We start from the raw sequence: 13412 nt of genomic DNA on the forward strand, positions 1-13412 counted from the left end.
GCGAAAAGCGTCAAAATCCTCTGTTAACTGATCGATCATTTGACAGAAATGGGGTGATCGCCGATGAGACGAATTAAAAAGAAAGCCAAACGTCTCAATAACAAAAGTGGCTTGCAAATAAATGTGAACAAAAGCATTGAGTGTTACAAACAAGGTTTGGAAGAAGGCTATCAACAAGGATTAGATGCGGGTTATAAAAGCTTCGAATCAAATTTTGAAGGAACAAGTATTATTATTCCGTGCTATAACGAGGTCGAAAACGTTAAGCAATGCATTGAAAGTATTATCAATTATACAAACTCGTTCTACGAAATCATCGTCGTCGACAACAACTCATCAGATGGAATCGAGCAGTATATGAAGCAGCAGGGCGGAATGGTGAAATATCATAGTTTATCGCATAATCATGGGTTTGCAGGAGCGGCGAACAGGGGCTTAATGATGGCCAAAGGAACGACGATGCTACTGCTAAGTAACAATGTAGTCTGTACCGATAATTGGCTCGACAATATGCTTATATCCTTGCAAAGTAATCCTGGCATCGGAATGGTAGGAGCGGTGTCGAATGGAATGAACGGCGATCAACGGATGGAGACAAGTTACAGAAACATGGAAGATATGCAGGAATTTGCAACAAAGAACAATATAAGTGATCCTTCCAGATGGAGAACTGCAGAGAATTTGTCCAAAAAATGCTTGTTGTTTCGGCGCGAGCTGCTAGAGAAGGTCGGTTTTTTGGATGAAGGCTGCCTTGAAGGACCATACGATGAAAATGACTATTGCATTAGAGTAAGGCTTCAAGGACTTTCGCTGGTTTATGCAGGAGATGCTTTCGTTCATCTCATTTCGAGAGATGAGGAGATTTCAAGCAGTGAAGCACAGGCAGCAAAAGAGGAAGCCCAGCTCTACTATATGGATAAATGGATTAATCCGAACAAGGTTTTGTCTGACATTTCAAACAACAACTTATTAATTCAGACAGACGTTAGTCGATCGATAAGATTACATGAACGAAGGTTCGGTGAAACTGCGTTTTATCCACAATCGATTGCGGTAAAAGGATTAACTGAAACGATTTATTGGATAGAGGACTGTTCTCGAAGGCCCATTAAAGGGAAATGGGAGGGACCTGTTATTCAGTTGTCTCAAATCGCTTTAAGGCAATGGACCATTGGACCAGAATTGAATGAGGAGGAAGCACTGCTAAAATTGGATCTTGTTCGAGGGGGCAGAAAAATTGCTATTCATCATGGATCTATTTGCGTCAAGACGAATGGCGATATGTATTATATGGAAAATGGCATGAAGCGAGCAATCGTTAGTCCATTAGCAGTTGAAGCATGGCACATGAATATGCGTCCGCAAGTCAGCTTGTCAGTGTCAGAGCTTCTTGATATTCCCGATGGTCTACCCATAATAGTACCGATCAATCTGCGGCAAGCATTGTAATCTACAATGCGTCAACGGCTTGGAGGCAAAACTGATGGCAATGAGAAAAAAAAAGACGTTACAGCGCAGAAAGAAAGTACAAAGGAAATGCCTTAGAAAGAAGAATAACGAGCAAGTAACATTAGATCAGGTTTTCAACTATGGTTATAATGAAGGGTTTGCAAAAGGCTTTGAAAATGGTCACCGATTGGCATATGAGCAGCAGCATTAAAAAGCGAATCAGGGCACAGCCTTATATCCTATTATGTTTCGTCTGGAGCATACATGATAGGAAATAAGGCTGTTCGCCATCCTTATAATGACCAGCGAATAATGATCCCAGCTTGCGTTAAGCCGCCTCCAAACCCATAAAGAAGCATGAGCTGATCTTGCTTTAATGTACCTGCTTTGACCGCTTCGTCTATGGCGAGCGGAATAGAAGCGGCGGAAGTATTACCGAACCGTTTGATGCTGGACAAAGTTTGGTCAAGCGAGAAGCCGGTCCTCTCACAAAGGGCTTCAATAATTCGCATATTCGCGCTGTGAGGAATGAACCAGTCAATGTCCTCTGTTGAGAGGTTGCTTCTTGCCATGAGCTGCTTTACACCTTCAGCTACATGACTTACAGCCCATCGGTATACTTCACGGCCATTTTGCACGATCATTCCATTCGTATGAATATCATGATCTCCTATGGCAGAAGCTAAACTGCTACGATAAAGCAGATGCCCGCGTGCGCCATCTGTTTTGGAATACATAGACACCACATCGCCTGCACCGTCATCCGATGATTCCATAAGGAAGGCTCCGGCTCCGTCTCCAAATAATATACATGTGGAACGGTCTGAATAATCGGTAATTTTGGATAATGTCTCCGCTCCAATTACCAACACTTTGCGATATGCACCGGAAAGCAATAATCCGTTAGCTAGCTGAATGGCAGCGGCAAATCCAGCGCAAGCGGCTTGTAAGTCTGCTGCTCCGCAGTTTTCAATGCCAAAATGAGCCTGAACCTGCGAAGCTACACTTGGAAATACGGCATCAGGCGTAGACGTAGCTACAATAATATAATCGATATCGTTCACGTTAATATTGTAGCGTTCAATCATATTTTGGACAGCAGCGAAACAAAGATGGCTCGTAAATTGATCATCGGCCGCAATATGACGCTCTTGTATGCCGGTACGCTGCACGATCCACTCGTCATTTGTATCAACAAGCTTCTCTAAATCGGCATTTGTTAAAATTCGTTCTGGAACATAAGTGCCGATAGCGGTAATTGCGGCATTCGAGCTAATAACGGATTGAATGCTATCGTTCATCATCCTCAATACCTCCTTCAAAATTAGTACCAAGTACTAGTATCTGATCCTAATTTACTTTATAGCTGCCATCTTGTCAATGTCATGAATAGTTCGAATGCGAATGGCTAACGCTAAGAACGGATCTGAAGCCTAATCAAACGTAAATGGAGGATGGCTAAATGCGCAAACGAATCATAGCATTGTCTGCGGGCGTGTTGCTTAGCACAATGCTTGCGGGCTGCATGGAAAACCAAGGGGATGTGGGCAATAAAAATATCCGTTCAAACAGTATTAGGTATGATGCAAATGGTAATATACTGAAGGACAAGCGCTTTGCTGATGATCAGATGAACGAAAAGAACCGTGTGAACGGCCGCAGGCTGAACAGCAATAATATAATTGGGTCGCATAAAAATTATCGTATGGAAATGAGCGAAAAAATTGCCGAGAGTATAACAAAAATGGGTACGGTTAAATCATCATATGTCATGCTGACCGACCATAATGCTTATGTCGCAGTATCGTTAGTTGAAGAAAAGCCTACAGGCAACCCAAAAATGATGAGTCGTACAAATAGCGGGTACATGGGCAAAGAAGGCGTCCGAATGAGTAGACAAATGAGCACCTTATCAACGGGACATCATATGCTTACAGCTCAAATAAAAGATGAGATCGCTGGTGAAGTTAAGCGTTTAAGACCTAGCGTGGAGCATGTATACGTATCTGCCAATCCGGATTTTGTCGGACGCATGAATGCTTATATGAACGATGTGAAGCTTGGACATCCAATCCAAGGTTTTATTGCTGAATTTAATTCCATGGCCGAGCGAGTATTTCCGGCGAAGTCCGGCGACAAGGAACTTAAGAGCCTTAGCATCAAAGATAAACGAATGATTTACGACTGATTTGGTAATGAAGTGAAACGAAAACCGGTTTTGGGAGCTGCAACTCCTTGAACCGGTTTTTTTTAATGTCTAGGACGGCCTTATCTATCTGTCTATCTGACTGTCAATCTATTAAAAGAGAGCAATAGGTTATGCAAATGAGAAGTATCCTGAATTAGGCATAAATAGGGGTTACCCATTAAAATAGGCAAACATAAAATGTAACATACTTTAAATAGACTGGTCGGAGAATCATGATATTTGGAGCGTTCAAGTACCAGCCAATTGCAAGGAACGATAATCAATGCAAGATGAAGAACGGATAGCAGTCTAGAGCCTATGTACCGCTCGCAACCGAACTCATGCCTAGTCCTATTTTTAATAAATTCATATTCATACGACGAAAACTCTCAAAGATAGATGTTATCCCATAACCATTCTACGTTTACCTCATACTATAAAGTAGGTCTGTTGGAATTTTATGGTATAAGGAGGGAGCGTGCCTAGTGATTCATAATAAAAGAGTCGTCGCACTTATTCCAGCCCGTGGCGGAAGCAAAAGCATACCTTTTAAAAATATTAAAATGATGAATGGAAAACCTCTCATTGCTTGGACCATCGAAACAGCGTTTGATACAAAAGAGATCGATCGTGTGATTGTCTCTACGGATCATGCGAGCATCGCATCTGTTGCTCATCAATATGGGGCAGAGGTCATGCAGAGACCGGATCGTCTGTCGCAGGATGATTCCTTGCCTATCGATGTAATCCGATATTGCATGGAGAGATTGAAGGCCGAGAAAGAGCAGGCAGAGCTGATCGTTTATTTGGAGCCAACCTGCCCGCTACGCAAGCCAGAGGATATTAGTGTCTGCTTATCTATATTGACTAATCCGGTGAAAGGTCTAAGCTCCGTCGCGACATTCAAAGAGGCAGACTTGCATCCTTTCCGCGCTTGGAAAATGGATGGGAGCAAGCCAAGTCTGTTCATTGACGGTGCCGTTCCGTGGCTGCCTCGTCAGCAGCTTCCAGAAGCATGCCAATTGAATGGAGCAGTTTACGCATTTACAAAAGACAGTATTTCAGGATCAAGCATTTCAGTCCTGTCAGATCGTTGCGGTGCCGTCATGATGCCCAAGAGCCGTTCTGTTGACATCGATGACGAGATCGATTTTCTGTTCGCCGAATTGCTCATGAAAAGAGGGAGTATCAATGGCTGACATTTATCAATTGTTGTCGCTTCGCGATAGAGTCGCTCTTGTGACCGGAGGAGCTGGTTATTTAGGTACTTCTATCTGTGAAACACTGGCGGAGCTCGGCGCTCATGTCATCATCGCGAGCAGAGATCTGAAGAAATGCGAAGAGAAATGCAAGGAAATCGAGAGCAGCATAACGGGCGCTAAAGCTACTGCAATGATGTTAGACTTAATGGACAAACAATCCATAATTCAATGCTTTCAAGAGATAAACTCGGATTACAACGGTGTCGATATTCTCGTCAATAATGCCTGGTCCGGGAACAAAAATTCCTTCGAATCGATTTCTGATGCGGATTGGCAGTATGACATTGAGATGAGCATGACCTCAGTCTTCAGATGCGTGAAGGAAGCGCTCCCCGGATTAATAGCAAAGAAGGGTGTCATCTTGAATGTCACATCAATGTACGGTCACGTTGCACCTGATTATCGAATCTATGACAGCGTACATTTCACGAACCCGCCTAGCTACGGCGCTGCCAAAGCGGGTGTTATTCAGTTTTCCAAATATTTAGCCAGCTTCCTGTCTCCTTACGGTATTCGCGTCAACTGTCTTAGTCCCGGGGCATTCCCTCATCCGGTTACTCAGCAGCATATGGATTTCATTCGGAGCCTATCCGAGAAAAATCCGATGAATCGTGTCGGAGACCCTGATGATATTAAAGGTGCAGTCGCCTTGCTATGTTCGAATGCTTCCAGCTACATGACCGGTCAAAACGTTTGCGTCGACGGGGGTTGGACAGTGTGGTAATGAAGGTTGGCGTTATCGGACTATCCGAAGGTAACGGACATCCTTTCTCTTTCTCGGCTATCGTGAATGGGTATGACCCTACGAAGCTAGCAACTGCCGGATGGGATCCGATCTATAACTATCTTGCGAAACGAGATGCTTCGGAATTCGGCTTTGAGGGCATAAAGGTGACTCATGCTTGGTCGCAATACGCAGAGCTTACGCAAAGCTTGTGCGAGTCGTGTCTTATTCCGAATGGTCTTGCCGATTGGCGCGAAATGCTCGGGAAGGTAGACGCGGTTATCGTAGCAAGAGACGACGAGGAATCGCATTATCAATTTGCGTTGCCATTCCTGGAGTACGGAATCCCGGTATTCGTTGACAAACCGCTAACCACAAATTTGGAGCAACTTCGTCTGCTTCGACCATATTTGGAGAGCGGACTGTTAATGTCCTGTTCGGGCATGCGGTATGCACAAGAGCTTGACGGGCTTCGGGCCTTACTTCCAGATTATGGGGAGATCAGGCTGATCCGATGCGTAGTGGTTCGTTCTTGGGAGAAATACGGCGTGCATATGCTTGAAGCTGTTCTTCCGCTGATCGATACGACGCCTTATGAGGTGACGGCGCTGCCTGCCGGTCATCTTTCAATGACCGTATCCTTCGACAATGGTCTCTTGCTGCAAATAGACTGTCTGGGAGATGTTTCCCCGATATTCAAAATTGATGTTTACGGAAGCCGCAAGCACGACGTATTTCATATCGGAGATAACTTTTCGATGTTCCGCCGGATGTTATGGCATTTCTTTCGATCTGTTGAAACGAGGAAGCCGGCAGTACCCGCAGAAACGACCATAACAATCATGCGAATTTTAGCGGCGGGACGAAGATCCATCCAAGAAAGGAGAAGCGTGAGGCTAGATGAACTCTCATTATAAATCAATGTTTGAATTAAACGGGAAAACGGCAATCGTTACAGGTGGACTCGGAATTCTTGGAAAACGGATATGCTCGGGCTTGGCCGAGTTCGGTGCGAACGTGGCTGTTATCGATTTAGACGAGAAGGCTGCTTCATCTTTTGCAGACGAGTTGACTGCAACCTACGGTACCGTTTGTATCGGCTTAGGCGGTGATATTGCATCGCCGGATGAAGTGAAACGAATGGTAGACACGATCTTTAATCGCATGGGCTCAATCGATATTCTTCTTAATAATGCAGCAAATAAATCTTCTGATTTGGAGAGCTTTTTTGCTCCTTTCGAGCAGTATACCTTGGAGCAATGGCGGCAAATTATGTCCGTAAATATTGACGCGATGTTTCTAGTGGCGCAAGCGGTGGGCAAATATATGATTCAACAGAAAACGGGGGGCTCCATTATTCAGACGGCTTCGATCCACGGAATGCTTGGACCTGACCATCGCATTTACGAGGGATCTTTCTTTTTGGGGAGGTCCATTAATTCTCCAGCCGTTTATTCAGCTTCTAAAGCAGCCGTATACGGATTAACAAGATATTTGGCTACGTATTGGGCAGGCCATGGCATTCGCGTTAATGCTATTACCCCCGGAGGCATCGCGAGCGGGCAAAACGAAACATTTCAGCAAAAGTATGCAGCAAGGACGCCTCTCGGCCGAATGGGAAAACCGGATGAGATTGTCGGTGCCTTTATTTTCTTGGCATCCGACGCTTCAAGCTATGTCACGGGTCAGAACTTTATCATCGATGGTGGATTAAGCGCTTGGTAAATGGGGGATTTGTATGAATTATCCTAACATTGTTGTCATCGGAGCCGGACAAATCGGCAGTCGTCATTTGCAGGCGCTGGCCTTAATGGACAGAGCGCTTTCGATTTGGGTCGTGGATCCATCCTTGCAATCACTGCAGAGCGCTGAACAATCAATGAATTTGGTAAAGGATTCCATCCATGCTCACGAAATACAGTATTTAACGAGCATGACGGAGCTGCCTTATGAACTGGATGCTGTTATCGTTGCAACCAACAGCCATATACGAAGAGCTATCATCGAGCAGTTATTGAATGAAAAAAAAGTGAAGTACATTATTTCAGAAAAAGTGTTATTCCAAAATCTGTGCGATTACGCAGAGATAGAAGAGAAATTAAGAGAAAAAAATGTTTTGGCTTGGGTGAATTGCCCGATGCGGATGATGTCATTTTTCCAACAATTAAAAACAAAGCTAGACAAGGCACATAAGGTTGATTATCGGGTAAACGGAACGCAATTGGGCATTGGCTCGAACGCGATTCATCATTTGGATCTGCTCGCGTATTTGACAAATTGTTATCACTTTTCTCTGAACGGATATGAGCTAAGTGATAACGTTATTGAAAGTAAACGATCCGGATTCATAGAGTTTACAGGAACTTTAACGGGAGAGTCCGCTAAAGCTCGAATCAGCATGACGTCTTATGAAACCGGAGAGTCACCCATGCACATCCATATTTCGACCGAAAGCATGCATTGCATGATCCGACCAATTGAGCATAAGGCGTGGATAGCAGATGAGGACTGCAACTGGGCAATAAAGGAACTAAGTTACACGAGTAAGCTTCAGAGTCAGCTTACCCATCATGTCGTAAGGCAGCTTCTTGATACGGGCAGCTGCGAATTAACGACATACGTCAAATCTTCTGAGCTTCATCTTCCACTTATAAAGGCGCTCTTGGAAAAATATCAATCAATCACTTCTGATGAGGTGACAACATGTCCAATCACATGACCAATGATATTTTAATTGTTGGAACCGGAAGGATGGGGGCAGCTTATGCGAATGTTCTGCGTGCAATGAGTCGCAATATGGTTGTCATCGGTCGTGGAAAGCAGTCCGCTTCGCAATTCGAGAAAGAGACTGGTATTCAACCGATAACCGGCGGATTTGAGACATGGCTTGCCCATGCGGAACATGTTCCAAATACGGCTATTGTTGTACTCCCGGTCGAGGAGTTAGCATCTGCTGCGCATCTCCTGCTTAGTTATGGAGTGAGGAGAATTTTGCTTGAAAAACCTGGCGGCTTGAATGGGAGCGAGCTGCAAGCGGTTCGCATTGATGCTCAAGCGCGAAATGCGGATGTTTATGTGGGCTATAACCGAAGGTTCTATGCCTCTACTCTTAAAGTGCTTGAATTCATCCAGGAGGACGAGGGAGTAAGCTCGTTCCACTTCGATTTCTCGGAATGGAGTCATGCTATTTCCCAGTCAGACAAAACCCCTGCCGTAAAAAACAATTGGTTCCTAGCCAATTCTACTCATGTGGTAGATCTAGCATTCTATGTAGGAGGTATTCCGCGGCAATTGAATGCTTATACGGCCGGAGGTCTTGATTGGCATCCGGCGGCTTCTGTTTTCAGCGGTTCAGGTTGTACGGATAAAGGAGCATTATTCTCGTACCATGCCAACTGGGAATCACCGGGTCGTTGGGGAGTCGAGCTGATGACCCGAGAGCGGCGATTGATCATGAGGCCATTAGAACAGCTGCAGGTTCAGCATATCGGAAGCGCGATTATCGAGCAAGCTTCTCTAGAGGATCATTTGGATCTTATGTATAAACCCGGACTTTATCGGCAAACAGAAGCCTTTCTCGAGAATTCCAACCATGCTTCCTTGGTCACTATAGAACAACAATGCGATAGATGGGAACGTATATATTCGCTGATCATCAATGCAAACTCAGATTAATCGGATGAAAGGAAGGTGTATAAATGTACGGAGAAGAGAAGCTTAATACGCATAATTTGCTGAGATACGGTTTAACGAAGGAGTTTTTCGAGCAGTTTCATGCGATTAGGCATAAAGGAATCGAGATTCCGCTCACTTTAATCAGGCCTTTCCATGTCTACATTAAAAAATTTATAAACGGACAGATGACAAGTCCTTCATATGTTGCCAAAATTAAAGGAAATCATAAGCTCGTCACAATGCGGGATGTGCAATCCGCGCTGCTTCGAAAGCCAAAGATCCAACGGGATCTTTCGAAGGTAAGCCGCCGTACAACAACGATAATGCCGGCTAAGCTAATCGATTTTGCTCTCGATAAAATGGTAAATCAGGCCGTTATTCTCGTTGTTGCCGATCGACACGATCGTGCGGCTTTAAAAGGGAAAAGACTTCCTCGCAATTTTAAGCTATTCAATTATATTAAAGCGATTAGAGCACAGAGAATTTCTCCTAAGATAACTCGGAAGTTAAAGCGCAGCATTCGTCAACTGACCGTTAAAAACGGTGGACATCCTATTTTCGGAACACGGAAGTTTTCAAAATGGCTGTATGCACAATCCGTGAAGTCAATAAAAACGATCAACGCTTTAGAAAATCTCATTCGCAAGAAGCCCGTAGGTGTTTTAATCGATCATGTGGAAATCGTTAATCCCGGCACGACGTTTGCGTTACTGGCGAATAAATTCAATCTCCCTTTTATAAACTTTCCCCAACTGCTAATCGCTGACCGCTCCCTTATACCGACAAGGGCCTCTTATCACTTTGTATGGGGTAAAAATTATAAAGAATGGCTTGAAAGGAGAGGCATTCATTCTGGGAAAATAATAATAACGGGTAATTTAAGGTTTGAACACGCGAAGCAAGAGGTGCCCAGCACGAAAGAGAAATTTCTTGCCAGAAGTAATGTACCGACCAATCATACAATTGTCCTCTATACGACCCAGCCATTTGAAGCATCGGTAAGCAACGAAATCATGAGGTGGATTTCTAGCGCTTCGAATCATTCGCAGCCTGTTACATTTCTAATAAAACCTCATCCTAACGATACCGTTGACTATTCGAAATATACCGCTTCTCCCCAGGTGAAACTGCTTTCTAAAGATGCAGGCTTGTATGATGCCCTTAGCTCAGCCGACATCGTTATGACGATATCCTCTAACACTGCCATAGAAGCAGCGATGCTGGACAAAGCCATTATCGTGCTGCAGCCACCGATCCCTTACAATTACGATCACCACAACAATGATTTCAACCAACATCTCGTCACAGCTTCAGCTGGATTGGTTGCGAGAAACAGCAAGCAATTGAGCAGTTATGTCAGCAAGTTTATACGCAGCGAAGCTCTCAGAAATCTATTAGTGAAGCAATCGAAACAGTTTTTGAGCAATACGCTTCAGACTTCTAAAAGTCCAGCAGACGAAGCATTTAAAATGATTCGTAACTTGATTTCACAAAAAAGTTCTACATCAAGCGCTGTACGTCCAAAGCGTACGAGGAAAAGAAAATTACGTCGGAGAAGAAAATGAAATAGGGATAGTGAAGGGAGATTGGTATGTATCAGGATATCTGGATAAAGGGACGGTTAACGAATAAAGGACTAAGAGATTGCGCTAATAGGTATAAGCATATCAAATCGTATTTGAAAAAGCTTGATCAGCCATTTACTGTGCTGGATATCGGGGCGAATGCAGGTTATTTCTCCTATCGAATCGCTGAAGATTTCAATGCTAAGGTAACCATGATCGAAGCAAACGATTTTATACATGATATTATGGAAAAAAACAACAATAAAAATGTTACATTAATTCAACGGCTTATGAATGCAAACGATTTAAAGCAGCTGGCCAACAACCAACATTACGACGTCGTGCTTGCATTGAGCATCGTTCATCATTTTCAGGAATATAGAGAAGCTATTGATACGATCTTTAAACTTGGCCGCATTATTTTCATTGAGCCCCCTGCAATTGAAGAAACAAGCAATAAATTAAGAGGTCACCGAACGAAAGGCATTCATCAGATGCTCCAATTGAAATCGCCGCAGATTCTCACCTATACGAAGTTAGAAGAAACAATTCAAAGACCGTTGAGACCTTTAATGGTCTTTGACAGACCTTAAGCAAAGAAAGCGCCGCAAGGATAACTCTGAAGGATCAGCAGTGAAATCCTTGCAACGCTTTCTTATGTTCAAATGATTAAAAACTAATATATTTTGCTATATAATCCAAGTGATAGCGCCTTCTCTTTACCATTTTTTGTGAACGGTATATTAAAAATATCAAGAGCTAATTTTTGGGGGTAAATGCCATTACGGACATTAATCCAAGCATTTACCTCTTGAATATCGCATACTCTCGAGATTTTTGGATCAATCATCACTTTTATCGTTTCATACTTAAGTATCGCAAGAGCAGCCATACGGTGATGACCATTCGTAACTATAAAACGGTAATCGGAACCATTTTTCAAAAAATAACCTCTAATGTAACCATTCTGATATTTTTCAGGCTGATAGCTTGATTGATTTAATTGTTCGAATATATCTATGGTTCTGGAAAATTCGTTTTTTATGAAAGAATCGGTATTTGGCCCGTAGTGTTGGTAGATCTTTCCGAATCGAGGAGGGCTCGCGAGCCAAGGCATTGGCGGTCCTGCTTTATGAATAGGAGGAAGATCCGTCGTCCTATTTTCAAATAGTATTTCCTGCAAGCAATGGGGTTGGAACCTATCATAGTATTGTTTCAATATGGACTTTGAATATTGAAGCGTGGGATCGTTTATATACTGTCTGATTAACGCTGACTGATAATGCCAACCATCATCTGTATAAGAAAAGGAAAGCCAGTCCCTGCATTTTTTGAGTTCAACCTGAATGATTTCGCTGTTACTGTATATTGCATTCATGCCAGTTGGGATATTCATTTGTCTCATTCATCCTCCTTTGTGTTTTCATAGCTGCTGTTTCCTCTTTATTTATAATATGAAAGGGTCGTACAGCTAGTGATAGAGAGGCGTCCAGTAAGAAATGCCTCTTTTTATGTACTCTGTGAGGTTTATGTTTTTACCTGTAAAGGATCGAGTGTATTTGAGACAAGCTCTGCCTGTTACAGTTGCCTTGCAGGCGAATATGGGGTAAAGGAAAGGCGTGTTAGGTCGTATGCTGCGCTGTACCCAAATACTAGATTCATTAATCAGTAACACTAGTATATTTTTATAATTATTGAAATTATCTGTAAACTTATTTAAATATTTGAGTATATTTAACTTGTAATACATTCTTAAGAAAGGGTTGAAGCGCGAGTATGTATTTTAAATAATATTAGTTAGGAGCTGATTGTTTGGCTACATTTGACAATGTAATAATTACAAATACTTTAGATGTGCGTGGGAATACGAAGCTTGGGAACTCGTCAGTCGATGTCACTACGATTACAGGCGATACAAACATCGGGAGGAATTTGGCGGTCACGGGCAACGTGACTGTGAATGGAAACACGACCTTGGGGAATGTGGCGGCTGACACGGTAACAGCGCCCGGTAATGTCAATATCGGGGGGGATGAAACAATCACGGGTGATTTGGCTGTCGGCGGCAACACGACGGTTAACAACATCACCATCAACGGCGGATTAACGTTAGGCCCAGACTTGACGCTAGCAGGAAATTTGACTGTAAATGGCAATACGGCCCTTGGAAACGCAGCAGGCGACACCGTCACCACTAGCGGTCCACTATCTGTTGGCACCAATCTGATAGTATCCGGGAATGAAACAGTCACGGGCAACTTGACTGTAAATGGCAATACGAACCTCGGGAATGATGCAGGCGACACCGTAATCACTAGCGGTCCGCTAACGGTCGGCACCGATTTGATTGTATCCGGGAATGAAACAGTCACGGGCAACTTGACTGTAAATGGCAATACAAACCTCGGGAATGCTGCAGGCGACACCGTCATCACCAGCGGTCCGCTAACGGTCGGCACCGATTTGATTGTATCCGGGAATGAAACAGTTACAGGGAACGAGACGGTCACGGGCAACTTGACTGTAAATGGCAATACGAACCTCGGGAA

At 43.6% G+C, this 13412-nt stretch carries 13 protein-coding genes and 1 pseudogene; 12 read left to right on the top strand and 2 right to left on the bottom strand.

What is annotated here, in order from left to right:
- The first annotated feature begins 63 nt into the window (after positions 1 to 63).
- Positions 64 to 1449 (top strand): glycosyltransferase family 2 protein, encoded by a 1386-nt coding sequence (locus AC787_RS04605; protein WP_054023701.1) that lies wholly within the window; start codon positions 64 to 66, stop codon positions 1447 to 1449.
- 34 nt (positions 1450 to 1483) lie between these two features.
- Entirely contained in the window at positions 1484 to 1660 is a 177-nt protein-coding gene (locus tag AC787_RS34040) for a hypothetical protein (protein WP_161807514.1), read from the top strand.
- Positions 1661 to 1742: 82 nt separating this feature from the next.
- Here AC787_RS34040 and AC787_RS04610 read toward each other — a convergent pair whose 3' ends face one another.
- Positions 1743 to 2750, bottom strand: a complete 1008-nt coding sequence (locus AC787_RS04610) for a ketoacyl-ACP synthase III (RefSeq protein ID WP_054026902.1) — start codon at positions 2748 to 2750, stop codon at positions 1743 to 1745.
- A 161-nt stretch (positions 2751 to 2911) separates the two neighbouring features.
- On the opposite strand from AC787_RS04610, the gene AC787_RS04615 reads away from it, so the two are divergent.
- The 9 genes from AC787_RS04615 to AC787_RS04655 all read left to right on the top strand — a co-directional run bounded on the left by AC787_RS04615 (position 2912) and on the right by AC787_RS04655 (position 11456).
- Entirely contained in the window at positions 2912 to 3637 is a 726-nt protein-coding gene (locus tag AC787_RS04615) for a YhcN/YlaJ family sporulation lipoprotein (RefSeq protein WP_054023702.1), read from the top strand.
- 485 nt (positions 3638 to 4122) lie between these two features.
- Positions 4123 to 4836, top strand: a complete 714-nt coding sequence (locus AC787_RS04620) for a cytidylyltransferase domain-containing protein (protein ID WP_054023703.1) — start codon at positions 4123 to 4125, stop codon at positions 4834 to 4836.
- Positions 4829 to 5623 (top strand): SDR family oxidoreductase, encoded by a 795-nt coding sequence (locus tag AC787_RS04625; RefSeq protein ID WP_054023704.1) that lies wholly within the window; start codon positions 4829 to 4831, stop codon positions 5621 to 5623. Before AC787_RS04620 ends, AC787_RS04625 begins: the two co-directional genes overlap by 8 nt.
- Entirely contained in the window at positions 5623 to 6540 is a 918-nt protein-coding gene (locus tag AC787_RS04630) for a Gfo/Idh/MocA family protein (protein ID WP_063847575.1), read from the top strand. The genes AC787_RS04625 and AC787_RS04630 overlap by 1 nt, the downstream gene beginning before the upstream one ends.
- Positions 6524 to 7348 carry an SDR family oxidoreductase gene (locus AC787_RS04635; RefSeq protein WP_054023706.1) on the top strand — a complete coding sequence of 275 codons (825 nt, stop codon included), beginning with the start codon at positions 6524 to 6526 and terminating at the stop codon, positions 7346 to 7348. Before AC787_RS04630 ends, AC787_RS04635 begins: the two co-directional genes overlap by 17 nt.
- A 13-nt stretch (positions 7349 to 7361) precedes the next feature.
- Positions 7362 to 8342, top strand: coding sequence for a Gfo/Idh/MocA family oxidoreductase (locus AC787_RS04640; RefSeq protein ID WP_054023707.1), 981 nt, complete (start codon positions 7362 to 7364; stop codon positions 8340 to 8342).
- Positions 8327 to 9298, top strand: coding sequence for a Gfo/Idh/MocA family oxidoreductase (locus AC787_RS04645; protein WP_054023708.1), 972 nt, complete (start codon positions 8327 to 8329; stop codon positions 9296 to 9298). Before AC787_RS04640 ends, AC787_RS04645 begins: the two co-directional genes overlap by 16 nt.
- A 23-nt stretch (positions 9299 to 9321) precedes the next feature.
- Positions 9322 to 10863 carry a UDP-N-acetylglucosamine 2-epimerase gene (locus AC787_RS04650; protein WP_054023709.1) on the top strand — a complete coding sequence of 514 codons (1542 nt, stop codon included), beginning with the start codon at positions 9322 to 9324 and terminating at the stop codon, positions 10861 to 10863.
- Positions 10864 to 10889: 26 nt separating this feature from the next.
- Positions 10890 to 11456 (top strand): class I SAM-dependent methyltransferase, encoded by a 567-nt coding sequence (locus tag AC787_RS04655; RefSeq protein ID WP_054023710.1) that lies wholly within the window; start codon positions 10890 to 10892, stop codon positions 11454 to 11456.
- Positions 11457 to 11539: 83 nt separating this feature from the next.
- On the opposite strand, the gene AC787_RS04660 is transcribed toward AC787_RS04655, so the two are convergent.
- Positions 11540 to 12268 (bottom strand): hypothetical protein, encoded by a 729-nt coding sequence (locus AC787_RS04660; protein ID WP_054023711.1) that lies wholly within the window; start codon positions 12266 to 12268, stop codon positions 11540 to 11542.
- 407 nt (positions 12269 to 12675) lie between these two features.
- On the opposite strand from AC787_RS04660, the pseudogene AC787_RS34045 reads away from it, so the two are divergent.
- A pseudogene (locus AC787_RS34045) lies at positions 12676 to 13412 on the top strand (hypothetical protein); the annotation flags it as partial.

It is taken from the genome of Bacillus sp. FJAT-28004 (assembly GCF_001280845.1).
In the GTDB taxonomy this organism is placed as follows: domain Bacteria; phylum Bacillota; class Bacilli; order Paenibacillales; family Paenibacillaceae; genus Pristimantibacillus.